The organism is Bradyrhizobium sp. 41S5, assembly GCF_011516665.3.
Classification (GTDB): Bacteria; Pseudomonadota; Alphaproteobacteria; order Rhizobiales; family Xanthobacteraceae; genus Bradyrhizobium; species Bradyrhizobium quebecense.
The window spans coordinates 5,477,043-5,500,875 of sequence record NZ_CP083721.1 but is presented as its reverse complement, the minus strand read 5'-3'; the positions used below and the strand labels follow the sequence as shown (position 1 = coordinate 5,500,875).

At 60.2% G+C, this 23,833-nt stretch carries 22 protein-coding genes; 16 read left to right on the top strand and 6 right to left on the bottom strand.

Translation table 11 applies throughout. From position 1 onward, the window contains the following. The 5 genes from HAP47_RS26755 to HAP47_RS26735 all read left to right on the top strand — a co-directional run bounded on the left by HAP47_RS26755 (position 1) and on the right by HAP47_RS26735 (position 4,933). A complete protein-coding gene (locus HAP47_RS26755) occupies positions 1 to 1,368 on the top strand; it encodes a pilus assembly protein TadG-related protein (protein ID WP_173642045.1) in 1,368 nt (455 codons plus the stop codon). Continuing rightward, positions 1,368 to 1,784, top strand: a complete 417-nt coding sequence (locus tag HAP47_RS26750) for a TadE/TadG family type IV pilus assembly protein (protein ID WP_210285350.1) — start codon at positions 1,368 to 1,370, stop codon at positions 1,782 to 1,784. Before HAP47_RS26755 ends, HAP47_RS26750 begins: the two co-directional genes overlap by 1 nt. 413 nt (positions 1,785 to 2,197) lie before the next feature. After that, positions 2,198 to 3,856, top strand: coding sequence for a type II and III secretion system protein family protein (locus HAP47_RS26745; RefSeq protein WP_173642047.1), 1,659 nt, complete (start codon positions 2,198 to 2,200; stop codon positions 3,854 to 3,856). 12 nt (positions 3,857 to 3,868) lie between these two features. After that, complete coding sequence (locus tag HAP47_RS26740) at positions 3,869 to 4,270, top strand: hypothetical protein (protein WP_173642048.1); 402 nt, start codon at positions 3,869 to 3,871, stop codon at positions 4,268 to 4,270. A 114-nt stretch (positions 4,271 to 4,384) separates the two neighbouring features. Then, positions 4,385 to 4,933 (top strand): tetratricopeptide repeat protein, encoded by a 549-nt coding sequence (locus HAP47_RS26735; RefSeq protein ID WP_231168404.1) that lies wholly within the window; start codon positions 4,385 to 4,387, stop codon positions 4,931 to 4,933. 45 nt (positions 4,934 to 4,978) lie between these two features. On the opposite strand, the gene HAP47_RS26730 is transcribed toward HAP47_RS26735, so the two are convergent. Continuing rightward, positions 4,979 to 6,028 carry a hypothetical protein gene (locus tag HAP47_RS26730; protein ID WP_173642049.1) on the bottom strand — a complete coding sequence of 350 codons (1,050 nt, stop codon included), beginning with the start codon at positions 6,026 to 6,028 and terminating at the stop codon, positions 4,979 to 4,981. A 190-nt stretch (positions 6,029 to 6,218) separates the two neighbouring features. Further along, a complete protein-coding gene (locus tag HAP47_RS26725; RefSeq protein ID WP_173642050.1) occupies positions 6,219 to 6,485 on the bottom strand; it encodes a hypothetical protein in 267 nt (88 codons plus the stop codon). 348 nt (positions 6,486 to 6,833) lie between these two features. Here HAP47_RS26725 and dinB point away from each other — a divergent pair, with 348 nt between their 5' ends. Together dinB and HAP47_RS26715 are read left to right on the top strand one after the other, a co-directional pair. Further along, complete coding sequence (dinB, locus tag HAP47_RS26720; RefSeq protein WP_173642051.1) at positions 6,834 to 8,081, top strand: DNA polymerase IV; 1,248 nt, start codon at positions 6,834 to 6,836, stop codon at positions 8,079 to 8,081. Positions 8,082 to 8,296: 215 nt separating this feature from the next. After that, positions 8,297 to 8,506 (top strand): hypothetical protein, encoded by a 210-nt coding sequence (locus tag HAP47_RS26715; protein WP_173642052.1) that lies wholly within the window; start codon positions 8,297 to 8,299, stop codon positions 8,504 to 8,506. A 183-nt stretch (positions 8,507 to 8,689) separates the two neighbouring features. Here HAP47_RS26715 and HAP47_RS26710 read toward each other — a convergent pair whose 3' ends face one another. Continuing rightward, a complete protein-coding gene (locus HAP47_RS26710; protein ID WP_173642053.1) occupies positions 8,690 to 9,496 on the bottom strand; it encodes an SGNH/GDSL hydrolase family protein in 807 nt (268 codons plus the stop codon). Between HAP47_RS26710 and HAP47_RS26705 the strand changes: the two genes are divergently transcribed. From HAP47_RS26705 to HAP47_RS26690, 4 genes are all read left to right on the top strand, one after another. After that, positions 9,483 to 10,547: a hypothetical protein gene (locus tag HAP47_RS26705; protein WP_173642054.1), complete on the top strand. Its 1,065-nt coding sequence runs from the start codon at positions 9,483 to 9,485 to the stop codon at positions 10,545 to 10,547. The genes HAP47_RS26710 and HAP47_RS26705 overlap by 14 nt on opposite strands. A gap of 422 nt (positions 10,548 to 10,969) precedes the next feature. Beyond that, a complete protein-coding gene (locus HAP47_RS26700; protein WP_173642055.1) occupies positions 10,970 to 11,185 on the top strand; it encodes a hypothetical protein in 216 nt (71 codons plus the stop codon). 514 nt (positions 11,186 to 11,699) lie between these two features. Then, entirely contained in the window at positions 11,700 to 12,485 is a 786-nt protein-coding gene (locus tag HAP47_RS26695) for a hypothetical protein (RefSeq protein WP_173642056.1), read from the top strand. A gap of 606 nt (positions 12,486 to 13,091) precedes the next feature. Next, positions 13,092 to 13,298 carry a hypothetical protein gene (locus HAP47_RS26690; protein WP_231168403.1) on the top strand — a complete coding sequence of 69 codons (207 nt, stop codon included), beginning with the start codon at positions 13,092 to 13,094 and terminating at the stop codon, positions 13,296 to 13,298. 316 nt (positions 13,299 to 13,614) lie between these two features. Here HAP47_RS26690 and HAP47_RS26685 read toward each other — a convergent pair whose 3' ends face one another. Then, the gene (locus tag HAP47_RS26685) at positions 13,615 to 13,803 is read right to left on the bottom strand and encodes a hypothetical protein (RefSeq protein ID WP_173642057.1); all 189 of its coding nucleotides are present in this window, start codon (positions 13,801 to 13,803) and stop codon (positions 13,615 to 13,617) included. Positions 13,804 to 14,618: 815 nt separating this feature from the next. Between HAP47_RS26685 and HAP47_RS26680 the strand changes: the two genes are divergently transcribed. After that, the gene (locus tag HAP47_RS26680; protein ID WP_173642058.1) at positions 14,619 to 14,888 is read left to right on the top strand and encodes a hypothetical protein; all 270 of its coding nucleotides are present in this window, start codon (positions 14,619 to 14,621) and stop codon (positions 14,886 to 14,888) included. A 6-nt stretch (positions 14,889 to 14,894) separates the two neighbouring features. Further along, positions 14,895 to 17,468: a hypothetical protein gene (locus HAP47_RS26675; protein WP_173642059.1), complete on the top strand. Its 2,574-nt coding sequence runs from the start codon at positions 14,895 to 14,897 to the stop codon at positions 17,466 to 17,468. A 65-nt stretch (positions 17,469 to 17,533) separates the two neighbouring features. Here the strand turns inward: HAP47_RS26675 and HAP47_RS26670 are convergent, their stop codons facing one another. After that, on the bottom strand, positions 17,534 to 18,916 hold the full coding sequence (locus HAP47_RS26670; RefSeq protein WP_173642060.1) for a polysaccharide biosynthesis/export family protein: 1,383 nt from the start codon (positions 18,914 to 18,916) through the stop codon (positions 17,534 to 17,536). A 765-nt stretch (positions 18,917 to 19,681) separates the two neighbouring features. Here HAP47_RS26670 and HAP47_RS26665 point away from each other — a divergent pair. Together HAP47_RS26665 and HAP47_RS26660 are read left to right on the top strand one after the other, a co-directional pair. Further along, on the top strand, positions 19,682 to 20,758 hold the full coding sequence (locus HAP47_RS26665; protein WP_173642061.1) for a GumC family protein: 1,077 nt from the start codon (positions 19,682 to 19,684) through the stop codon (positions 20,756 to 20,758). Positions 20,759 to 21,145: 387 nt separating this feature from the next. Next, positions 21,146 to 22,552 (top strand): O-antigen ligase family protein, encoded by a 1,407-nt coding sequence (locus tag HAP47_RS26660; RefSeq protein WP_173642062.1) that lies wholly within the window; start codon positions 21,146 to 21,148, stop codon positions 22,550 to 22,552. Between the two features lie 72 nt (positions 22,553 to 22,624). Here HAP47_RS26660 and HAP47_RS26655 read toward each other — a convergent pair whose 3' ends face one another. Further along, positions 22,625 to 22,765: a hypothetical protein gene (locus tag HAP47_RS26655; protein ID WP_173642063.1), complete on the bottom strand. Its 141-nt coding sequence runs from the start codon at positions 22,763 to 22,765 to the stop codon at positions 22,625 to 22,627. A gap of 137 nt (positions 22,766 to 22,902) precedes the next feature. Between HAP47_RS26655 and HAP47_RS26650 the strand changes: the two genes are divergently transcribed. Next, the gene (locus HAP47_RS26650) at positions 22,903 to 23,667 is read left to right on the top strand and encodes an FkbM family methyltransferase (protein ID WP_173642064.1); all 765 of its coding nucleotides are present in this window, start codon (positions 22,903 to 22,905) and stop codon (positions 23,665 to 23,667) included. Positions 23,668 to 23,833: the final 166 nt, after the last annotated feature.

The following is a 23,833-nucleotide window of genomic DNA, read 5'->3' as shown; positions in this document are numbered from 1 at the left end:
ATGCGTAACGTGCTCCGTTGCCGCCGAGGATCGGTCGCATTCGCAACCACGGTTGCGATGATACCGTTGATCGGCGTGCTCGCGCTCGGCGGCGAGGCGGGATCCTGGTACGTCACCCAGCAGCGCGCGCAGAATGCTGCCGATGCCGCCGCCTATTCGGGCGGCCTGCAAAAGGCCTGCGGAACTTCTTGCGTCGCGTCGGGGACGTTCGACTATCGCGGCAAGCAGTTTGCAGCGCAGAACACGTTCTGCAATTCGGGCGATACGTCTTATCCCGGTTCGAAATGCGCGACGAGTCTTCCGAACGGAATGTCGCAAAGCGTCCAGATCGCCTCGCTCTCGTCATGGGGCGGAACGGCCGGAAGCTACGTTCAGGCCACTGTCAGTCAGACGCAGCCGACGTATCTGGCGAAGATGCTCGGGCTTTCCACCGTGACCATCGGCGCGACAGCGGTTGCCAAGATCAATCAGGTGGCGCCAAATCCACCATGCGTCCTGACCTTGTCAGGCTCTCTGAGTTTCCAAGGGAGCCCTAACATCAATGCGCAGAATTGCAGCCTGTTTTCGGACAGTCAGGCCAACAACGCAATTGACTTCACTGGCGGCGGCATGACGCTCACCGGCTCATTGTCTGCTGCAGGCGGTTGCGCGGGGAATACAACATTCTGCAATAAGGCTTTCCTTTATTCGCAGCCGGTTCAGAACCCCTACACCGCCCTGGATGGCGCCCTCACCACGTTGTGTGGAGCGAATCCGACGCTCCCCACCAAATGCGGCCTCCCAGTATGCACAGGATCGGGGCTCGTCGCTTACACGGCCGCCACTCCATGCACTAATGATAACCTCCATATCACATCCAATGGGGCCATATCTCTGAACGGAGCGGCCTCGACTTGCACCCCGTCGACATCGTTCTGCGTATACTTCATCTCAGGTACTCTGAAAATCACAGGAACCCCCACGATCTCGGGTACCGCGACCTTCATTCTGCTGCCAGGTGCGACAATCGATAACAAGGGGAATGCGGTCATCACCATTGCGGGGCCGTCGACTGCCCCATCGTCGCTTCCGACGGCGCTTCAGTCTTCTGCCAGCTTGTTCCAGGACATGTCCATGTACGACGCTTCAGCAGCGGCTGTGCAGTTTGGCGGAAATAGCAACATCAACCTCACAGGAACAATTTACGCGCCAAGCGCGGCCGTGACATTTCAGGGTAATCCGACGATCAACATGGGCAATGGAACAACCTGCGGCCAGTTGATCGCCGCGTCGGTCGCGTTCAATGGCAATGCTACGCTCGACAGCTCTGGTTGCCCGACCCAAGTGCAGGTGAAGAGTCCGCCGCAATACGTACAATTGGTGCAGTGATGAGGAGGCTCGATCAGCGCGGCGTGGCGGCGATGCAGTTCTGCCTCGTGGCCGTGCCGCTTTTCACTTTGATCTTCGCGATCTTCGATCTCGGACGCTACGCGATCACGCTGCAGTCGCTGCGTTCACTCGCCAACGCCGGCGCCCGGGCGGTGATGATCAATTGCTACACCAACGCGGTCATTCTGAAGAATCAACCGACCGGCTGCACCGGTGACCCGCTGCCGACGACCGCGGCCAAGCAGGCCGTTGCTCCATTCCTGTTCAACGGTGGCCTCACGCCGACGCTGAACGTCCCGTCGACATCAAGCAGTCCGCTCGTCGTGACGGCATCTTCGCCCAGCTTCAAGATGCTGATGCCGGTCTGGGGCACGACACTCAACGCGCCGAGCGTGACGACCAAGATTCCGTTCTGAGGAGTGCCAAATCGCAGCGGCTGATTGGGGTGGGTTGTTCGGGATCGACAGCCGGCAGGTCAGCCTCTGCTGCGAGGCAGGCTCGCGATCGTCCATGCCGATGTTGGAAGTGGTGCGCGCTGGCAACATCCGGGAGTTTTCTCAGGGGTTGCCATCGTTCGAATGGGCTCTTTCCTTGCAATCAAGGCTCGTAGCGGAGGATGATCTTCAAGCCGTCATTAGCGGCCTGGCGTCTGGGGCGAGTTGCGTTTTTGGTTCGGATCAGCGCGCCGGGGAGTGGGAATTCGCAAGTAACTATTTGTAGTCGGACAGACTGTAAGCTCTACGGCGTGGATGCGCTAACGGGAGTGATCGGGACGTCGAAGCCGTAGATTTACGGGGATCGTCGTGGAGACGCGGCGAGGGGGATTGGCATGATGGGAAGTCGCGTTTCGGATGATGCGGGACTTAGGCTCTTGGCCTTGAGCGCCATGGCGCTTGGCGCTGCGGTTGCCCTGTTTCATTGCGCTGATCCAGCTGCAGCTGCTGACCGGCGGGCTCCGTCGTCGAGCGGCGTCTTCGTCAGCGAGATGAGCGACGTCCAGCGCGTCAGGGTAACGCTCAACAAGTCGCGCACCTTCCGGGTCGAGACGGCCTTCTCGTCGATCGTCGCCGGCTCGCCCGATATCGCCGACGTGAAGTCGCTGAGCGACCACCTGATCTACGTCCAGGGCAAGAAGACCGGCACCACCAACGTCATCCTGTTCGACAGCTCGATGAAGCAGATCGGCATTCTCGATGTCGACGTGACGCTCGATATCGGAAATCTGCAACAGAATATCCAGACCGGCACGGGTGCGCGCGGCATTCGCGTGTCCGCGTCGGAAGGCCAGGTTGTACTGAGCGGAATGGCTCCCGATGCGGTCACCGCGGAGCGTGCGATGACGATTGCCCAGGGCAGCGTTCCGAAGGACGGCATCGTCGTCAACGCGATGAGCGTTGCGGCGCCGCAGCAGGTGATGCTCGAGGTGCGCTTCCTCGAGGTCTCCCGGCAGGCGGGGCGCGATCTCGGCGTGAACCTTATGGCGGCGAACGCCAATGGGACAAATGTTGGCATTTCGGGGCAGGGCGGAGTCGGGGCCGCGGGCCGGACTCCCATTGGTGGTATCAATACCAGCAATGGCCCCTTGGGCGCCGGTGGAAGTGCTGTTGGTTCTCCGCCCACAGGCAGCCTTCCCGTGCTTGCTACGGCAGGCACGCTCATTGGTTCCGCCGGCGGCGTAGCTCCGCCCCCGTTCGGAAGCCTGCTGACGAGCATCTTGCGGACCGGCAACGGAAGTTCGGTCGACCTCCTGATTACGGCACTGGAAACAAAGGGACTGGCACGCCGGCTGGCGGAGCCGAACCTGACCACGCTTTCCGGCGACGCCGCGCGCTTCCTGGCCGGCGGCGAATTTCCGGTGCCGATCCCGACGCAGTCGGCGGCCGGCTTTCCGACCGTGTCGATCGACTACAAGAAGTTCGGTGTCGAACTGGCCTTTGTGCCCACTGTGCTGTCGCGCGGCGTGATCAACCTCCGGGTCGAGCCCTCGGTCAGCGAGCTCGATTTCGCCAATGCGGTGACGATCCAAGGCACCACCGTTCCGTCGCTGACCCGACGCGACGCGCGCACCACGGTTGAGCTGCGCGACGGCCAGAGCTTTGCCATCGCCGGCCTGTTGCAGACCCGCAACCGGCAGGACGTGTCGCAATTGCCATGGATCGGCTCGGTGCCCGTGATTGGAAGCTTGTTCAGCAGCAAATCCTATCAGCAGGAAGAAACCGATCTCGTGATCATCGTGACGCCGCGCCTTGTGGCGCCGGCGGCGCCAGGCCAGCAACTGGCATCACCGCTCGATTCCCGCCTGCCGGCCAACGACGTCGATTTCTTCCTCAATGGCCAGATGGAAGTTCGCAAGCGTTACGACGACTACGTCAATTCCGGCGGCGAGGTGAAGGGGCCGTACGGCCACATCATCGCGCCCAGCGCGGTCGCTCCCGTTCCGCTACCGGCCGCCGCTGCCAACCAGCCGGTCGTGAAAACCCTGAACTAGAGGAGGCGAGAGATGACTATCAGATATCTGGCTCTGCTCGCCCCCGTGCTGCTCGGCGGCTGCTACGGTGTCTACGGGCATGACGAGATGGACCGCTATGTCCAGCGTTCCGACACCATCACGATGAGTGCCGGCAACGCCAAGGAGGTCAACGCCGTCACCCACACGATCCACCCATGGCCGGCAAATGTCGGCGATCGCAGGATCGCGTACGACGCGCGGCGGACGAGCGGTGCGATCACGCGCTATGGAAATCAACAACGCCCGCTGGATCAGCTTCCCGACATGGGCGATCCCACGAGGGCGATGGGCCAGGCGCCGCCCGTCACCACCATTCAGAACGTCAACACAACCGGATTGGGGGCAGGCACCGGAGGATCGGTGGCCGTCGGGGTAGGAGGAGGCGGCAGATAACGAGCTGAAGATTGGGTTGTGGCCCTGACAGTGTCGGATCGCGCCGTCTGTTTTTTGTTAGGTAGTTTCACGATGGATTTTCGAATGACGCAGGGAAGTCGCTGGAGCTGGAACATGGGACGAGCATTGCGGCGTCTCATTCCGGCGCTCGCCTGCTGCTGGCTTGCTGCGGGCCTCGCGGCCTGCGACTACACGACGCGAGAGGCCGCGATCGTCGCGCCGGTGGATCCGCCGGGCGGGGACCCTGTGCAGGAGCCGACCGACGTCAAATACTATCCCTCCGATGAGCCGGTGCGGATGGGCCTCGAGCAATACAACCGCGGCAACTACGGAATCTCCCAGCGCTATTTCAGGGACGCGGTCGAGAAGGCGCCGAAGGACGTGACGGCCTGGGTCGGGCTCGCGGCGAGCTATGACAAGCTGCGCCGCTTCGATCTTGCCGATCAGGCCTATGCCCAGGCGATCCGGATTGGCGGCGAGACCGTCCAGATCCTCAACGATCAGGGCTACTCCCTGATGCTGCGCGGCAATCTGGGCGGCGCGCGGCGCAAGTTCGAGAAGGCGTATTCGCTCGATCCGGGCAATCCGGTCATCGCCAACAATCTCGAGCTTCTCAACGGCAGCCGGAAGTTCATCGAGCGGCCGCCGAACAATCAGCCGTAGGCTGATGATCCTTGTCCCGGCGGCAATCGATGCCGCCGTGCCGATCTAATTCGGCGTCAGCACGGCATCGACGCGGCGGCTGTTTCGCGTGCTGATGATGATCGCGCCGTTTCGGATCGCAAATTTCGCACCGATCAGTCGCGGCGCCTTCTCGGTCAGCGACGACGGCAACGGAATCATTCCGCCTGTGATGGGATCGCCGACGTTGATCGGCGGCCCGCCGGCAGCGGTCGAAGGGGCCGCCTTGATGTACTCCTTGATCAACTGAATCTCTTCTCGCGAGAGATTGAGCGCGGCCTGTTCGCTCCCGGCGTCAGCGGCCTTCTTGTCCGCTTCGGCCTTGTCTTGCGCCTCCTGCTGGGCGGCTTCGCGTTTCGCGGCGTCCTGCTCGAGCCGAGCGAGACGGTCCCGCAGCGGGACCAGCTCCCGCCGCAGCGCGGCGTTGTCCGACTTCAGCGACGAGATCTGGCCGAGTGCAATCGCTGCCGCAACGCACGCAACGACCGAGATCAGGCTGAGGCACGCAACGGCCAGCCCCGGCATTCCAACGCCCTTGGCCGTTTTCCGATCCGGCACGCCGCCCTCGGAACGCCGCCGCCGCGCCCGGGCAAATCGCGGCATGCCGGTGCCGAGGAGTTTCACAAGGTGCGAGAGCCGGGAAGCGTTTCGGTCCGTCTCGTGAAGGGAACCAAATGCCGGCCCGGGCATGATCGAAGCGCGCGGGATTTGCGCATAAATAGCGTCGCTCGGTTCGACAACAGCATCGCTGATCGCATCGTGCGGGTCGGCAGCAACGGTCTCCACACACTCCGCTTGCCGGTCGCCGAACTCTTGCTCGCCGAACTCCTGCTCGCTGATTTCCTGTTCGACGCGGGACGCTTCAAGCGAGTGCCATAGCGCGAGGCCGGAGTCCGTGACCTGCAGCCCGGCCTCGTTGATCGAAGCCCATCCGGATTGGAAGACGTCGGCATCGCCAAGTTCTGACGATTGCTTCAACTTCGCAGCTGCATCGCCCGCGGCGATCATGCGCTTGACTTCGCGGCTGACCTCGTCAAGCGGGATCCGTTGCTCGGGTCTTGCGGCCAGCACGCTCAAGATCGCCAGATTGAACCTCATGTGGCGCCTCTCGATGCCCCGGCAACCGCCGGCGCGGACGCCCGTCAGTCGGCGAACCAGGCAAGTGTAGCGGCTCCCTCAGAGGCAAACAATGCGCCTTCCAGCGCACGACCGATGGATAAGTCCGCCTGCGAACGAGACGCGTCAGGATCACGTCCGCTGGAGCGCCTCAGAGAAACTCGCGAAGCCTGGAGAGCTCGATCACGTGCTCGGGCGACAGCACCTCCGGCACCAGGGGCGGCTGCGACGTGGTCCGGATCTCGTAGAGATGCCGGGTCTTCTCGGGCTTACCCATGAAGTCCCGGATGCATTGGTCGAGTGTTCCGTTGACGATCATATAGGGCGCGCGATCCTCTCGCCTGGAATTGCCGAGAGAAGGCCACTTGTAAAGGGAGGCCGCGGCCTGGAAGTCCACCTGATGAGAGTGGTCGGTCATTTCTTGATCTCTACCCGAAAAAGCCTGCTCGTCAAACAACGCCGGCTCATGAGCGAGCTGGCGCAGCGGGACGCGAGGGCTGCGCGTTGTCACGCTCGTCCTCGGCAGAGAATGCCCGTGGACGTCGAGCGACCTGCCAACCGCCTTGCGGTGATTCCTTCGAAGGCGACCCGCAGCCCGCATCGATGCCCGGTACGACAGCGCGTGCCCAACGTTCATCGGGAGACCGCCGGCGCCCGCGGTCATTCCTGGTCGACTGGAATGGATTTTGTTCTTGTTTTGTTCTATTGGCTATTGTAGCGTCCAAGGACGCGCAGTTTTGGTCAGGTCAGGGATGAACGGGTTGAGATGGCAGCCGCAGCCACCATCCTTCACGCCGACCTGGATGCGTTTTACGCATCGGTCGAGCAGTTGCTCGATCCGTCGCTGCAAGGCAAGCCGATCGCCGTCGGAGGCGGGGTTGTGCTTGCCGCGTCCTATGCGGCCAAGGCCTTCGGGGTGCATGGCGGCATGTCGGGACAGGAAGCTCGCCGGCTCTGCCCGCAACTGATTTTCGTTGGCGGCCACTTCAGCGATTATCAACGGCTGGGTGACGCAGCCATCAAGGTGATCGGCGACTTCACCCCGCTCGTCGAGCGCATTTCGATCGACGAGGCGTTTGCCGACGTGGCCGGCTGCACGCATCTGTTCGGAACGCCCGCCGAAATAGCCGCGGCGATCCGGCGGCGCGTGCGCACGGAGCTCGGCCTTGCGATCTCGGTGGGCGTCGCGCGCACCAAGCATCTGGCAAAGATCGCCTCGCAGGTCGCAAAGCCCGACGGGCTTGTCGTCGTTGATCCAGACGCCGAGCTCGAATTCCTGCACAAACTGCCGGTTGAGTTGATGTGGGGAGTAGGGCCGGTCACCAAGACACGGCTGGACGCGATCGGCGTCTCGACGATCGGTCAATTCGCCAAATTGTCGGAGCGGTCGCTGACGCGGCTGCTCGGTCCGGCGGCGGGCGAGAAACTCGCCGCGCTGGCCTGGAATCGCGATCCGCGACAGCTCACGCCGCATCGGCGCGCGCGATCGGCAGGAGCACAATCGGCGCTTGGCCGAAAGCCCGCGATCGAGGAGGTCATTCGGCCGACGCTGCTCCATCTCGCCGACCGCGTCGCCACGCGGCTTCGGGCGAAATCCCGGCTTGGACGAACCGTGACGGTGCGCGTTCGCTTCGCTGACCTGAAATCGGTGACGCGCTCGATGACGCTCGATGCACCCGTGTGCACGACGGTGATTCTCGCCCGGCTCGCCGAGAATCTGGTGCGCGCCACTCTTGCTGACCATCCAAGCGAGAAAATCATCTCGCTGCTGGCAATCTCGGTGTCGCATCTCGAGGAGCATTGGGATCTTGCGCTCGAGCTCCCGCTCGGACTGGCCGATCAGGCGCTTCGCCCTGGAAGTCCGGCAGGGATGGCGCGCTGGGCGGCGGACTGTGCCATCGACAAGGTCCGCGATCGTTTCGGCTGGGATGCGATCGGATACGGTTCGGCAGCGCTGGAGGTCGTTCATTCGGTGCCCGACGATTTCCGCAAGCTGGCCGAGAAGGACCTCTAAAGCGCGATGAGATCAGGTTGAATCGTCATCGCGCTTTAGCTTCTTGTTTGCGCATGATCTTTTCGGAAAACCGCTTCGCACTTTCCCGGATCATGCTTTAGCTCTTCGCCGATTCACCGGCTTGTCATTGCATTAAGAAAAGGCAATCCGGAATCGCGGGCTTGTGAGTGGTGGCCTGGCGCGACCGGTCTATCCTGAGCATGCGGAGGATAGCCATGAAATTCAGCTCCGAACTGATCCAGACGATGCGCGATGCGCTGGACACGGTGATGGCAAGCGTGCCGGCCGATCAATCCGTGTTCGGTCTCAAGGCGGCCGTCGCAGAATGCATCTTGCGGGCGGCGGCGCACGGCCAGACGTCGTTCGACGGGCTCGTGGCGTCGGCATCCGATCAGCTGCAATCGATCATCTCGATGCTGACGTAAGGCGTGATCCGGAAAAATCGCGAAGCGGTTTTCCCTCGCGGCCAACGCAAGGCGTTTGCGCGGAGATCATGCTTTAACAATGAACTAAACGCGATGACGATCTCAACCCAATCTCATCGCGCTTTAGCAGACCAGATCGCGCCCAAGCCTCATTGACGGCTCCCGCGCAGCTTCATCGGACGCCTACGATGAACCGATGCCTTGTTTGGCGATCCTGGTCAGGGCTTCGTATCCGGATGGCGTCAGGTGCAGGAGATCGCTCTTGTAATTGGCGCACGGCGTTGTTCGTCCGCATGCGATGTCGGAGGCGTCGATCGTCCTGATTCCGAGTTCCCTGCTTCGTCTGCTGAGTTCGGCATTGACAGATGCAATATTCTCGGTTGCACCTTTCATCTGCTCGCCTCGCGGAAGAATCTGGATGGAGAAAATCCTGCCGTTCGGCCAAAGCGACCTGATCTCCTCAAACAGCTTTTGATAGGATTCCATCAATCCGCACGGCTTATCGAGATAGATGTTGTTGGTCCCGACCAGCACGATGATGGACTTTGGCCTGATTTTTCGCAGCCGCTCGCGTTCGTGTTCGATGAACCAGAGCGTGTTCTGAATCCTGTCGCGTCCGACGCCGAGGTTGGCCACCGGGCCGGCGCCGAGCGAGGCAGATAGTTCCCTCGGCCACGCCTCAACCAGCGAGTCGCCAAGCAACACTGTCGAGACATCGCCGGACAGGCTCGACACATTTCTCTCATATTTGCGCAGGGCATCGGCATTGTCCGGCATCGCGGCTGTTACCGCGAATTGCGTATCGGTCTTGTCGCATGCAGCTCTCGAACTTTGCGCGCGTCCCTCGGATGGTAGACAGAGCGCTGCGACAATTGATAACGTCGCCGCGACATGGACGATTGACGCGGTGTTGCGGGGTTCTCCATCGTGCGTTTTCGATGTCATTGCGCGGTTCCATCTGAGGGCAGTCAATCTGATGTCGCTGAGCATTTCGATCCTGGGACAGTCAAACAGCATCCTGAAGGCAGGCTTTTTCCAGAAATTTCTGGACGCCGATGACACAATTGAAATGACATCGGCAGGAAGGATCGGTGCATCTCCGTCCTTGCTCGGTCCGTATTTTGCCCAGGGTGATTTCTTCAAAGGCTCGGAGTTTTGCATTGTCGATACATGCGTGATCGATTTTTCGCTGCTTTCCGCCAACGCGATCGATTACTACGATGTTGTGAGATGGGTCGAGTGGATCGGGCATTCCGCCAAACGCGCCAATTGCGAGCCGGTTTTTGTTTGCATACCGGTGAGCGACATCAACGCATCAAGAACGATCATCTCCGCTTGTATTTCCGTCTGCCAGAAGCAGGACTGGTACTATCTTGATGTCAGGGATGTCATTGCCGCGGTCGTCAAGTCCAGGAACGTAGAAGCGAAGGAACTCTATGCAGACGGCAGTCATCCGGCCGAGTTCTTGTCGGGCGTGATAGCGACGCACCTTGGCAATTTCTTGACTAAGATAAGGACGGCCAAGACTGCAAAGTGCAAACGCACGTTTGCATTCACGGCTTACGACCGCGTGCCGCTCAAAGATCAAATTGCGGGCACACCGGTGGAGTATTCGTCGAGGCTGATCACGTTTTCAGGTGTCCGGCTGGAACGCGGCGAGACGTACCCGATCCACATCGGGTCGGATTCATCCATCCGCGGCCTCATGGTGAACTCGGCAGCCTGCAAGAGCGTGCTGTCGATCGAGGGAGACAGAACCTTCCACAAGAACCTGCGTCTCAAGCCCTATCACCCGACAAATTTCGAGGCGCGGCTCGTTCCGATCTGCAGGCCAATTCGAGACCATCAGGGAATGGTCAGGCTATCGCTGACGAACCAGGATGTCTCCATCAGCGATGTGACGCTGCACAGCTCGAAGGAGGGGAATGACGAGGGCTTCATCGAAGTTGCCGATCTCGTCGTCGAGCGAGGATACGACCTGGTGACCTACACCACCACGCGGCCCGCCGATCCGGCTTCCATCAAGTGGGCACCTGATTGATCGGGCGGTTTGATGAGTCGGTCGACCGAGTGACGGTGGCTAAGAGCGTCTCGGCTCCCCAATTGGCGTGCACCATGCGTCCGCCGAGAGGCTCGTTGGCGTAGCAACCGGCTCGATCCGAGACGAGCTTTCTTGCTGCTCCGCCATCCACATTCGTAGGCCGACCAGGGCGTGCATACTCTCGGCATATTCCGCGCTTCAGCCGATTGATGACTTGCCGCTCTGTTGGCCGCCCGCCTTGAAAGTCGATGGATAAGTCGGCCCGCGCTTTGGCTGACGATCTCCCTCCGCTGTAAAATCACCCCGATTCGAGGGGTGATTCATATGACATTCCAAGCCGTCCACCTTGGCGATGACGTTAGGTTGATGGCCTACACGTTCGAAGCCGTGAGGACCGGTCGTCGGCGCGTCTGGTGGCGACAATGACGTCAGGCTATTGGGAATTCCGCTCCAAGGGCGGCACGTTTCGCATCGTGCCGCTGAACGGGCGATTTCACTTCTTCTTCGAAGAGGAGGATTTTGGGTCCTATCACTCGGCAGTGGCCGCGCTCGATCTCCTCGGAGGCTATTCCCATTATCCGTCGGCCCGCGGCCTGCCGTTTGAAGTCCCCGAATGGACGTTCATTAGGGTCGGTTGAAGATGGTTATGGCCATGCGTCTCTCAGCTATTTGCTTGCGCAGTGTGTTTGACGGGCAACGATCCCGCTAGGAAACGACCACGAAAGTCGCCGGCGGAGCTTGGCACCAGCGCGGCGGAAATCGCCGGCATGGGACGATCGGGCAGCCATTTTGTCCGAATTGGTTCGCGAACGCCTTGCCGTAGAACTACGGCACCGGGCCCACGTCTTTCCATTGAGTTACCAATGCGCGATGAGATAAGGTTGAATCGTCATCGCGCATTGGCTCTTTGTTTGGGCACGATCTTGCGGAAACCGCTCCGCACTTTTCCGGATCATGCTTTAAGGGCACGAGCGTTAGTTTGTCGGGGACCGAGGAGTTTCCGTTTGGGGCCAAGCGCGTCGTGCCGCTTCCCTGCTCGCCTAGGCTGCGGTACGCTACCCGCTTTCCCAATTGCGCACTTGAATGGACCGTTCAGTCGGCCATTGGTTCTGCTGTCGGTCGTATCGTATTTTGCTTGTTGCGGAGCACCAAATGGACTCCACGCCGGATAACAAGGCTGCGGAAGAGCGGCTCTCGAGCTTGGAGGAGCAGCTTTCGAGCTTCGCGCGTGAAGCGGGAGTCAGTCCGTTGAGTCCAACGACCAGCACGAAAGTGCCTCGAGCGTTGCGAGCAATGATTCATCGATTGGAAGATTGGCGCTATCCGGCCTCCATCGGTTTTGTTGTGCTGGCATCCATTGTTGGGGGTATTTGGTGGTGGTCCTCCGTTGGTCCGGCGGTCGTATCCCCCTCAAACCCCACACCTTTGACACAAGCCCGGCCGAAAGACATTGCGTCGACTGCCGTCGTACCGTCCCCGGATATTGCACAACAGCTCCAACCGATGGCGCGCGATCTCGCCTCCCTAAGGCAAGCGGTCGAACAACTGCAACTGAGGCAAGAACAGCTGGCCCGCGACAATGAAGGGGTGGCAAGCCAACTCAAGGCGAGTCAGGCGGAAATAGCACGCAACAACGATGTCATCGACCAGATCAAGGCTGTCCAGATTCAGATGGCGCAGGAAAGCAAGACGATGACCGAGCGGCTCAACGCAAGCCAGGAACAGCTGGCCGGTCTGATCGCTAACGCTTCGGCGCCAAAGGCAGAGCCTGAAGAGCCTAAGCAGCCGTCAGAACAACCGAAGGTAACCCCCGACATACCAGTGCCGCGTCCGCGGCGACCGACCAATGTCACCCAGACGCAGAAGCGGGCGCCGAACGCGGCGCGCCCGCAAGCCAACAAGCCGCAACCGTCGACATGGCCGTGGTCAGTGCGCTAATCTGCGAAGCCACCTTCATGACAGGCAGCAACGGATAGGCCGCCGGCGCTGGGACGGCGGCCCCTTCAACCTGATCTCAAGGAGTGACTTGGATCGGCGGTCAGTGAGCGGCACCTCGCCCAGCGCGCGAAGTGGTGCGGGACGATGTGGCGTGCTTCCAGAACGGCGCCGCGCAATCGGGTGGCTCGGCTAACCCGCGGCCTCATTCTGATCACGTCGCGCGCATGGCGCATCGCGAGCGCTCTTCGTTGGCATCGACGGTTCCCTTCGTAAAGTCGAAGAGACGGCTCCATACGAGCGAAGTGGGCTTCGTCACCCGGGCGATACCTCGGACGAGCGAGTGACATCAAGCGGAACCCGCAGAGTAGAAGGCCGAGCTGCGAGAACTGTGTGGCTCTGCGTCATGCAAAGCTCAGCGTCGGAGATCTGCTGCCTCAAGGTCGTTGCCATACCACACGCCGCCGCATGGTGCCGCGGAAACGGGGTGAATCGGCATGGGCCTTGCTGTCTAGTCGATGCTGGGAATTTCAGTGTCCCGGTTCAGGAATAAACCGTCCCCGGCTGTGTACTTTTGAGACCGGCGGACTGACCGATTGGGAGGCATCGTTGAACTTCACCGCACGTGTACAGGCTAGATTCCTCGTTCGGAAGGGAAGCACCGACTGGATGGTTTATGATCGAGAACTCAAGGGGCCGGCGCAGCTCGAACGGGGTGGCCGCTTTGCCGAGAAGCTGACGAAGGAACAGGCCGAACACATAAGGCAGGCGTTGACCGACGCTCTCCCGGCACCTGCGGGCAATGCTCGGGTTTGATCGTGATCGACTGCCTCGCGAAGTGTCGACGAAACAGACCGCGAACAAATGACGCCTGTGTTACTCAGTAAGGTATATGAACAGAATGAGACCTCTGGGAACGAGGCGGGGCAAAATGGCGACATCATCGTGGAACAAGTTCGGGCCTTGCGGAATTCGACTGTGATTGCTGAGCGTTAAGGACCGTGATTGCTTTGTGAGCCTTTAGAACAAGCCGGGAACTTCGCGAGAGCCTGTTCTGCATTCACATGCTCCCGCCCGGCGCTGCGGTCAAAAGTCAGCACGATGCGATGGTTTTACGGAGCGAATAACCCGTTCACATTTTCTCCGACGTGCGATGTACGAAGCCATTCGCCCGTAGCCTCTGGATCGCCAACTGTTCTTCGGTGAGGCGCCTTTCAACGAATTCCCTCTCCTGTTCGGTTAGGTTGCCCTTGAGCAATCGGCGATAGCGCTGGACATTGTTCCCGTAGACTTTCAGGCGCATCAACTGCTCGTCGGTCATCTTCGTCTCCATGCGAGACCGGCAATAGGCAGACAGCCCCCGGCCATTCCCAACAAGATTGCAGAGAGCCGGGAAAGATCACGCCACTGTCTCTGCGCCGCTTCAATGATTTCGGTTGTGACTTTGCGTAACCTTTCCTGGCAGTATGGAAGGCGACGATGCGCACCGAATGGCTTCCCTGCACGACCGGAGCAGCGTCTCGCGATGTGTACTCGCATCATAACCGGTATCGCGCGAGGCGCGACCTATCCAGGACCATAAGGCCTCCCGCAATTACAAGATCGAGGCCTTGTTCCGCATCTTGCTAATATCGAAGGCGCGCAACGCACGATTTGCTCCCGCTGTAATCAAGCGAGTGTAGATTAGTTATCCTTCCTTGCAGAGCGTTGGCTGGAAATTCCGAGGTATTCCTTCAAACTGTCGCGGAGCCATCCGGAGTCACGATCAATTTGTGCAACTACGATGCCACTCGCTAGGGGGATTATTCGCCGGTCCATCGATGCCTCAAGTCCGGCAGTGTCCGTGGTCAAGGACCAGTTGAGCAAAGGCTGCCGCGATCGACAGTGCAGACGACTGCCAAGACACCGGCACGGCGAATCCGTACCTCTGTAAATATTCCGGTGCGCAGTTGATCGGTGTTTCGAACTCCTGCCATCCCAGTGGTCGAGCGGTGTTCCTGGTGCGCGGTGATGCACCGGTCAATCGATTCCTCGTTGCAGCGTCAGGTCAGGGTGGGGAGAGCGCCTAATCCGGAAGGGTTAGGCGGGCTCCTCCAAGGGGAAATAGCGTGTGAGGGCGAACTGCACGAAACTACGATGAAAATTCGGATCGGCGAAGGCAGGGCCCCATGGGAAAACAAATGCAGCAGTGCCACGAACCGCAAACGGCGGATTGCCGTGCTCGTGCGCGCGGTGCTGGTGCTCACGAACAATCCGCTCCTTAACAATGCGACCAACGTCGCGCAATGTTACAGCGATCTCGGTGAGAAGGGGAGCGGTGCGTCAATCCGGATCATGGGCTTCGCGCCGAGGGTAGGGCACTTAACGCCGCACCTCGATAGATCGTGTCGCCAAACGAAAGGGTGATTGCGGATGGACCGCACGGTTCTCCTCGACAATGAAGTAGGCACCGCCTCCGACATCGCAGGCGCACCGCCGCGACGCCTGCTCAGTATTGCACAGCCTGTACTCCTGTGGTCGACGGCCGTCGCCATGCTCGCAATCGCATGGGCACCAGAAGCAACACGGGCGTCGCCCGATCCTGTGCGTCTCGCGGCAGATGCGCAGCAAACGATGGCGCTGCGCATTGCCAATTCGGCTGCCGCAGCGGAGGACGGCAATTCCGAGGCTACGCCGCGGGACGAAGGCGGTACCAAGCGGCCGGCGCTGATCGCACAGGGAGGGCGCGACCAGAGCGGGCCTCCTCCCTCGGACCAGGAGCCCGATTTGGGTGGCAGCCTGTCCTGCGAACTCACCACTGCAAGGCTTGACATTGGCTTGTTGCAGCGCATCGAGCACGAGCGTGAGAGGGCAGAGACGTTGGAGCAGGGTCTCGCCGCGGCTCGGCGCGACCTCGAAGTCCAGACTGCCCTGGCCAACAAGGCCGTCGAAGACGCTGCCAGGGTGAAACAAGCCGTGCAGGGTGGCGCGGGGGTGCAGGATGCGCTGCAACAAGCGCTGGAGAGGGCAGGAAGGCTGGAACAGGATCTCGTGGCGGCGCGACATGATGTCGAGACCCAGACCGCGCTGGCAGCACAAGCAGGCGAGGAAGTTTTACGGCTGAAGCGGGCGGGGGAGATCGGCACGGCCGAGACAAGGCAACCTGCAAGGGTTGGAGTGTTGGCAGGCGGCTTTTCTTTGACCCGGAGCGCAATCCAGGCCTACGAAGCTCAAGCCGGTGCGGTTGGAGGAGAACTGGCCGAACTCGGACAAGATGCTGCGAGCGATACCGGGTCGCTTCGCTACCCGGAAAAGTTCGCGCGTCTCGAGCAGGATCTCGTAGTCGCGCGAGGGGAGCTGGAGACGCAGACGACAATTGCGACGAAAGCGAGCGAGGAGGCGTTCCGCCTCAGGCAGTCGGGGGAGAGAGACGCAGCCGACTTGCAGCAGGAACGCGAGCAATCTGCTCGGCTGGAGCGGGATCTTGCGGCGGCGCGGCGTGATCTGGAGACTCAGACTGCGCTTGCGGTGCAGGCAGGCGAAGAAGCCTCCCGGCTGAAAGCCGCGGGGGAGAGCGGAACGCCGGACCTGAAAAGGGAAGAAGAGCGGTCCGCGCAGCTGGAGCAGGATCTTGCGGCGACACGGCGTGATCTGGCGGCCCAAACTGCGCTGGCGGCAAAGGCGGGCGAGGAAGTCTCGCGTCAGAAGCTGTCGGCGGAAGCGGTGGTTGTCGATCTGAAGCAATCGCGCGCGAAGGCCGACGCGCTTGCGCAGGAGCTCTCCCAGGCACGCAGCTCGATCTACGCATATGAGGCACAGGCCCTGAAGGCGGGAGAAGAGGTGGCGGAGCTCAGGCGGGCGGCTGAAGGCGGCACGGCTTCAGCGCAGAAAGCCTCACCCGCCGAACTCGGACAATTGGCCCGGCTGGAGCAGGATCTTGCGGCGGCTCGCAGTGAAGTCGAGGCCCAGGCCGCACTGGCGGCGAAAGCAAGCGATGAAACAGCTCGATTGAAGCGGGAGAGGGAGAACGGCGCGGCAGAGTCGCAGAACCTGCTGCAGGCGGCACGTCAGCGGGCTGACAGGCTGGAGCAGGATCTGGTGGCGGCGCGGCGTGATGCCGAGAGCAAGACTGCGCTGGTGACGAAAGCAGGCGACGAAACCACGCGGCTGCAAGTAGTGGTCAAGAGCGCCGCCGTGGACCTGCAAAAGGAACGCGAGCGATCCGCGAGGCTGGAGCAGGATCTGGCGGCGGTGCGACGTGATGTCGAGAGTAGGACCGCGCTGGTGACGCAGGCAAGCGAGCAAACATCCCGATTGCAAGCAGCGAGCAAGAGCGCCGCCGCGGACCTGCAAAAGGAGCGTGAGCGGTCCGCACGGCTGGAACAGGACCTGGCAGCAGCGCGTCGCGATAGTGAGGTGCAGACGGCGAGGGCCGCAAAGGCTAACGAGGACGTCTTGCTGCAGAAGAAGGTAACAGAAGCCGAGGCTGCCGAGTTGAAGCAACTGCGTGCCGAAAGCGCAGGCGTGAGGGCGCAGAACGTCTTCCTGTCGCGGAGCGCGATCCATGCCTATGAGGCCCAGGCTCACAAAGGGCTTGCCGCTGTGTCAGACGCCTTGACGACCGGTTCGACCGGCTCTGATAAGTCCGGCTCCATCGGCGTGGCTGCCAATCCGATCCTCGAGCAGGCACCCTTGGCACCTGCTCGCGCTGTTGTTCAGCCCGCTTCCGAGCATGTTGCGGAAGCTGCGGGGTTGGTCGCGCGTGCGAGTTCCCTGCTTCGGCAGGGCGATGTAGGTGCGGCGCGGCTTGTGCTTGAGCGCGCCGTCGAGATGGGCAGTGCCCAGGCGAGCTTTGCGCTGGCAGAAACCTACGATCCGTTGGTTCTGGCAAAATGGGGAACTTACGGCACGCGCAGCGATGCGAGCAAAGCAAAGGCGCTGTATGCCAAGGCCGATGCAGCAGGAATCAAGGAGGCGAAAGCTCGGCTGGACGCGCTGCATCGCTGACATTTGCGGACACGCGCGGTCCCAGGCCCATCAGCTCGCAACCGTGAGCGATCGGGCCGACCTCTTCATCTGATACCGACTGAAGGCGCATCAGCTTCCGTCACAGCAGTTCGGCCCGTCGCCGGTGAGGGGCCTAAACCGCTCAGCTTTCGGGGAGGTACGTCCGGAAGGTCCTGGTATCGCAAGGATACCTCGACCGTGTCGCCTGGTTGCAATTCGGTATCTTCGTTTGCGGCAATCTGTTCCGGCCCGTTCTTGCCCTTCCTGACGATGGTAATGTCGGGCTTGCTTCCGCTTCCTCGCACGAGCTGTGATCGAACCATAGCGGTGTACTGAATCTTCTCACCCACCGCCTGCAATCTCTCCCGAACCTGGTTAAGCCTCAAGCTCGTGTCCTGCAGCTCGCGCAGCAGGTCAAGTCGCCGCTGGTCATCGAGCTTTGTCAGCCTTCTGGAAAGGTCATCCTGCTGCTTCTTGACCTGCAGCAGCTGCGCAGAGGTCTGCAGCTTCCTGGTTGACGACAGTAAAACCGCTCGACGCGCATCTGTAACGCGCGGGCTGGTCAGGGTACCTCTGGCGAACATATCTTGCGCCTTTTGCAGCTCTTCTTGGTCCGACTGAAATCCCTCTTCCTCCCGCTTTTGCTGCTCGGACAGCACGCGCACTTCCTCGTCTCCCTGCCGAACACCGCGCTGGAGGAAATCCTTCTCCTGCTGATAGTCACTCTGCTTCGCCTTCAAATACTCCGTTTCAGCTTTGAAGATTTCTGAAATCGCCGATCGAGCTATCGGTGCCTCCTTCGCCGCGTCTGGAGCGATCTGGGTCGCTTCTCCAAGTTCCGTCTTGATACGCCACAAGCGCGCCTGCTCTTTGGCGAATTCCGTCCAAAGCGATCCGTACTCGGCTCTCAGGTCCGCCAGATCGAGATACGGATTGTTCATTCTCACATGCATGATGTCGTAACCGCTCGCCAACGCTATGAGTTGACGTGTGGTGATCGACGGAAGGTAGGGATACTGACCCGGCTTCGAGACATCTCCATTGATATATATTGGCCGGTAGTCTGCCACGGTTGCAGTAATTTCATCTGCATCTATCACGATGACGCTTTCACGCCCTTCCGGACTTCTCTGTCGAAATACCTTATTCGCTAGTGCAGCGCCGACCTTGGCTCGGATCTGCGGCAAGCTCAGGCCCGCTACCTGAAGCACTCCGACGAGCGGCAACGATATGTTCCCGTCCGTCTGGACGGCTGCACGAGATCGCAACTCCGGCACGCCCGCGGCCGCGACCTCCAGCACATCTCCGGCATTGACGAGATAGTCGGCTTTCGCTTGTGCCACTGAACTCGTTAAGGCGAGGGCGGCCAAGCCCCATTTGACGTAACCACCGATGTCGTTGCCAAGAATACTGAATTTGAAACGCTTGCGCGGTATGAGGTTCGGCATGACGGCAACTTTCTCTGCGACGTGGTCACCAGGATGAAACCCGCGGAATCTGTCGGCGTGTCGACACGTCAACACCGCTGACACTCCGGTAGCCAACGAGACGGACGATCGGCAAAACCGAGGTTCGTTCCCACATCTGTCGGGGGGCAGGACGTGCCGCCCACATTCTCGATTGATCGGCCTTGTTGATCGTCAATTCGAAGTTGCATCAGACCCATGGAGATGTGCGAGCGAGCGGATCGCCACTCGAATTTAGTCCGGTCGGGCCCCGGCTCAATGGACCATCGTAATTACCCATTTATTGCCTTTCCCAACCTGTGACCCGGAATGTACTGATTCAGCTGGAAATGAGCCGTTGGGCCGTAGAGTGCCATGAACGATGTGTTCTTCACCAGCATGCCGGCCTCCGCCGACCTTCCGGCGCATCCGCTCCATAGCAGCAGGGTGAATTCAGCGGGTGCCGTCGGGCCGGTTGATGGCTTCACTGGCTATGGCCGCCGCCGAATTCCTCGCCAGCGTGATTTCGGCTCGTTTCGCGGCCGTCGTCTATCACAGGTTGATGCGGTGACCACTCGCCGGTTTCGGCCAGCTACCCTCGTCTCGAAAGGCGCATGAATGCCTATTGATGTGACTCAGCCGGCCGCACCGTCCGCTAGCCTTGCTTCCTTGAGTGAGCCCACTTGCGCTGTTTGACCTAGCTGCCGCAACGGAGCTCCAATTATCAACGCTGGAATGAAAATGTTACAGAATACAACGGACAGTTGGATGAATCGGGACGATCCGCCGCCGCCGGAGTTTCATCCCACGTCGGTCATTTCCCCGCGAGCGGTGATTGCCTTCATAAGGCGACGCCTGTTGACCATTTCACTGGCGTGTTGCGCAGCGCTTGGCGTTGCCATGCTCTACCTCATCATGGCGGTTCCAACGTTTGTTTCCAAGGCTCAACTTATCGTGGATTCGAAAGCGACCCCCAGCGACGTTGCGGCAGTCGCAACGATTGTCGAGAGTCAGATCGGCATCATTAGGTCCGAGAGCATCGCCAGTGCCGTGATCGAGAAGCTCGGTCTTGCGCATGATCCGGAATTTGCGGGCGGTCAGGGTAGTAGCGTGCTGTCGGTATCGCGTCTGCTCGGCTGGACCAGACCGGAAGGCAAGGGTAGCGCCATGCGCTACGCCGTCGAATCCTTCGGACAAAGGCTTACCGCCAAGCGTGTCGGTCCCACTTACCTTGTCGAACTCACCTTCAGTTCCAAAGATCCTGATCGAGCAGCGCAGATTCTGAACGCCGTCGCGGAAAAGTATATTACTCACCAAATGGACCAGGGCGGCTCGTTGCAAGATGAGACGTGGGTCCGGGAGCGACTGAATGGCTTGAGCACTCAAGCGTCAGCTGCGCAGAAGGCACTCGAGGACTTCAACAGAAACAAAAAGGATGCACCGGATTCCGCTGCCGATATGGATAAGTTGGTAGCCGCTGCGGAATCATCCAAAACTGCCTATGATAATTTTCGTCACATGCTGCGCAGGCTGGAGGCTACGCGACAACAGTCCTCGCCGGTGTTTGCCGCGAGCCTGATTACTCAGGCGTTGCCTCCCCTGAGGGCCGCTTCGCCAAAGCCCAAGAATGTGCTTGCAATAGCGCTCTTTGGCGGGCTGCTTCTTGGCCTCGCCGGCGCTGTCCTGCAGGATCTGATGGATGGCCGCATCCACTTCGGTGCGTGGGACATCTTGCGCGGCGACGATGATAGAGCCGAGTGGCCTGTCCCGGACCCAGTTCGACCGGATCATCAATCTGAGACATCGACAAAGACCAGACCAGTACGCCTTACGGGTTCGGGGTGAGGGCGGAGTTGCCATTTTTGCCAACGCTCGGGGTGCATTATGATGGACGGCGGGCGGGCAGGCGCCATCGGACGATCAGTATCAGGCACGATGGCGCCTTGGCCCGGCGAGCGGGGCGCAGAGATCGTGGCGTGAGCCGCATCCCAGGCGCAACGTTTGGGATGACGGTGGCCGGGGGCCATCTGGAAGGCCGATGGAATTTGCGTTCGCAAGCCGTCCAGCTTGTGGCTGGGATGAAGACAGGGTGCGGATTCGACGCGGTGTGGCCATGTCGATAGAACCGCTCAAGCGCGCTCGAGGTGAGCTTCAGGGGCTTGCGAGCCGGCGCGCACCGAGAAGCCGTGCGTTCGAGTTCGGTCGCGCTGGAAGGCAAGGAGCCGGCCCGTCATGACCGTTGCGTTAAGATATGGTGGCGGAACTCCCTATCATCGCGCGTCTGCGTACTCGCTCGGCCAAAGTGCAAAATGGCTCTTTCTGGCGGTCGTTTTCATATTGCCCTTTCAGCGAGTGCCGTTTGTTAATTCGAACCTACTCGGCATACAGGGCTGCAAGCCCTTCAACCTGCTGTCAGCGGGAGTCCTGGTCTATTTGTTATTCCGAGTTTCGCTCTTATCAGCGACCGATAAAATCGAACGGACATCCATTCGCATTCTCTTGCTGTATTTCGTAACGTTCATCATTGCTTTCGCTAGGTCGATCCCGAATGCTCCTCTGCTTCATGAGCGCCTCCCGGATGTATTTCCAGAGTCCTATCTGGATTACATCATGTCATACGGCATGGTTCCGGCGTTCTACATACTGCCGTTTCTGTTCATTCTGAAGCGATGTCGTTCATTTTCGGAGATTGAGACAGTCGTCGACGCAATCTGCGTCTCGATTCTGCTCTTGTCGGCCAGCTTCATCTTCGTCGCCCTCATGAATCCATCGGCCGCGCTTTCAGGGCGGGCCGCCGTTAACGATTTGTGTGAAGCCTACTTCGGCATCCACTACAACACGATGGGCACGATATACATCTGCACGGCGCCTTTGCTGCTGTACAAGGCACTTACGCGTAGCTCACTCTGGATAGTGCCCGTCGCCTTGTCGCTTTTGGGGCTCCTTCTACTCTCATCGCGTAGCGCGCTTCTAACCGTTGCGGGCTCCTACGTTCTGATTCTGATTTACAAGCGCAAATTTGCTGTCCTGGCTGTCGGCGCCGCGATGGTGGCCATCGCATCCGTTCTCTGGATCGCGCCAACTGTGTACGCCATCCTTTCCATTGGTTTCGACGGGACTTCGTCGGAAGTGTCGGCTGATGAATTGCTTACCGGCCGCGTAGATTTCATTTGGATCCCGCTGCTCAATGAATGGACGAGTGATCTCGGCCTGTTTCTGTTCGGTGCGGGTCGGTCCGGAATTATAACTAGCGAAGCCTGGTACACGGGAACGCTCATACAAGCGACCCATGCACACAACGCAATCATCGATTTCTTTCTCGACTGTGGAGCGATCGCGACCTGCATTCTTCTCGTTCTTATGTGCGTCGGGGTATCAACTGCGTGGCGCGTCGGCCGGCGGTTGCATAGCGACCTGTATTGGGCCTTGTTTGCGTGCATCGTCGGCTATGGAATAAGTATGTTTACAGAGCGAGAGGTATTCCCATCGTTCGAGAACATGTACCTGTTCCTTCTCATCGCGATGATGGTGAACCTGGCCCGCCTGTCTTCGCGCGCGCCAAACCTCAGCATGGGCCGCGCACCGCTTGATGCGGGTGACACGGGCGCCGCAACCGCAACGACAAGCCAGTGGAGGTAACTCCAGTTCTCCGTCTCTGAACAAGGTGGCCGTCTTGCAACGGAGCAATCGAGCCCGCTTAATGGCGACATTTCACTTCGCATCGTTCCAACTGTGGTACATTTCGGCATGACGCTGTTCGGGCAGGAGATAGTGGTTCACAACAGCCCGATCGAAATCTGGGGCCAGCGTGCCAATGACGATGAGATCATGCGGAGCCGCTTCTTCGCTCACTCCAGATTGATGCCAAATGCGATTCGCTGTGTGACGGCCGGAGACCAAGTTCAGTCTACATATACGGTCCAGTGGTGCGAAATATGCTCCACGCCGGCCGGAACGATTTGTCGTTGTGCTCCGCAGAGACCGCTCCAATGATAGGCCCGCTCAAGCGTCTCACGCAGCGCCTGCTCATCGGCGCTCTCGGATTTGACAACTATCTCTTCTTCGTTGCTCAAGCGCGCATCGCTACGATAAAGACATTCCGTTATGAAGCCGACTTTTTGTACTTTCTTAACATGGTGCCGAACGACGGCGTGATCCTCGACATCGGCGCAAATATCGGAGTGACGGCCTATTTTCTGGCGGCCACGAAGCCCGGCTCCCGAGTCCATGCGTTCGAGCCGGGGCCCGAGAACTTCAGGAGCCTGACGCGCGTGGTCGCGCAGCATACGCTCGCCAACGTGACCGTTCACGAATGCGGCTTGGGCCGCCAGGCTGCAGCGCTTCCGATGATCATGCCCGTGATAGGCGGAATCAAACGACACGCACTGTGCCAAGTCGACGACGGGCACTGCGAATACAAGGAAGGCATCCGCTTCCAAATCAAGATAGAGACGCTCGACGACGTTCCGGAGCTGAAGACACGCACAGACGTGCACGCGATCAAGATCGATGTCGAGGAGTTCGAGGCCGAGGTGCTCAAAGGAGGCATGGAACTGATAAGGCGCTGCCGTCCGCTGATCTTCTGCGAGATATGGAAGCCGGAGAACCGCAACGAGATTCGTGCAATGTTCGAACGCGAGCGCTACCGTATGTACGGCTATGAGCATGGCGTGCTCGAGCCCGCCGGATCTGGCGTCAAGAACTTCACGGGAAATTTCTTCATTATTCCGGATGAATGTCCGCTGCCCCAGTAGAGGCCGCACCGGTGTCCCGACCCCGCCGCGGGCAACGACACAGCGTGTGCGGGAGGGGACCCAGGCACCCATCGCAGCTCTTCGGTGCCAAAGTACTACTCACGAAGAGCAACCCAGCGACACGCTGCGCTCCAATGGGACCGCCACCTCCCGTTGCGCCGGAGAG

What these genes read in the sequence shown, in the direction of transcription:
- HAP47_RS26755 (WP_173642045.1), top strand. Translation starts at nt 1, where the DNA reads ATGCGTAACGTGCTCCGTTGCCGCCGAGGATCGGTCGCATTCGCAACC.
- HAP47_RS26750 (WP_210285350.1), top strand. Translation starts at nt 1,368, where the DNA reads ATGAGGAGGCTCGATCAGCGCGGCGTGGCGGCGATGCAGTTCTGCCTC.
- HAP47_RS26745 (WP_173642047.1), top strand. Translation starts at nt 2,198, where the DNA reads ATGATGGGAAGTCGCGTTTCGGATGATGCGGGACTTAGGCTCTTGGCC.
- HAP47_RS26740 (WP_173642048.1), top strand. Translation starts at nt 3,869, where the DNA reads ATGACTATCAGATATCTGGCTCTGCTCGCCCCCGTGCTGCTCGGCGGC.
- HAP47_RS26735 (WP_231168404.1), top strand. Translation starts at nt 4,385, where the DNA reads ATGGGACGAGCATTGCGGCGTCTCATTCCGGCGCTCGCCTGCTGCTGG.
- HAP47_RS26725 (WP_173642050.1), bottom strand. Translation starts at nt 6,485, where the DNA reads ATGACCGACCACTCTCATCAGGTGGACTTCCAGGCCGCGGCCTCCCTT.
- dinB (WP_173642051.1), top strand. Translation starts at nt 6,834, where the DNA reads ATGGCAGCCGCAGCCACCATCCTTCACGCCGACCTGGATGCGTTTTAC.
- HAP47_RS26715 (WP_173642052.1), top strand. Translation starts at nt 8,297, where the DNA reads ATGAAATTCAGCTCCGAACTGATCCAGACGATGCGCGATGCGCTGGAC.
- HAP47_RS26705 (WP_173642054.1), top strand. Translation starts at nt 9,483, where the DNA reads ATGTCGCTGAGCATTTCGATCCTGGGACAGTCAAACAGCATCCTGAAG.
- HAP47_RS26710 (WP_173642053.1), bottom strand. Translation starts at nt 9,496, where the DNA reads ATGCTCAGCGACATCAGATTGACTGCCCTCAGATGGAACCGCGCAATG.
- HAP47_RS26700 (WP_173642055.1), top strand. Translation starts at nt 10,970, where the DNA reads ATGACGTCAGGCTATTGGGAATTCCGCTCCAAGGGCGGCACGTTTCGC.
- HAP47_RS26695 (WP_173642056.1), top strand. Translation starts at nt 11,700, where the DNA reads ATGGACTCCACGCCGGATAACAAGGCTGCGGAAGAGCGGCTCTCGAGC.
- HAP47_RS26685 (WP_173642057.1), bottom strand. Translation starts at nt 13,803, where the DNA reads ATGACCGACGAGCAGTTGATGCGCCTGAAAGTCTACGGGAACAATGTC.
- HAP47_RS26680 (WP_173642058.1), top strand. Translation starts at nt 14,619, where the DNA reads ATGAAAATTCGGATCGGCGAAGGCAGGGCCCCATGGGAAAACAAATGC.
- HAP47_RS26675 (WP_173642059.1), top strand. Translation starts at nt 14,895, where the DNA reads ATGGACCGCACGGTTCTCCTCGACAATGAAGTAGGCACCGCCTCCGAC.
- HAP47_RS26670 (WP_173642060.1), bottom strand. Translation starts at nt 18,916, where the DNA reads ATGCCGAACCTCATACCGCGCAAGCGTTTCAAATTCAGTATTCTTGGC.
- HAP47_RS26665 (WP_173642061.1), top strand. Translation starts at nt 19,682, where the DNA reads ATGAATCGGGACGATCCGCCGCCGCCGGAGTTTCATCCCACGTCGGTC.
- HAP47_RS26660 (WP_173642062.1), top strand. Translation starts at nt 21,146, where the DNA reads ATGACCGTTGCGTTAAGATATGGTGGCGGAACTCCCTATCATCGCGCG.
- HAP47_RS26650 (WP_173642064.1), top strand. Translation starts at nt 22,903, where the DNA reads ATGATAGGCCCGCTCAAGCGTCTCACGCAGCGCCTGCTCATCGGCGCT.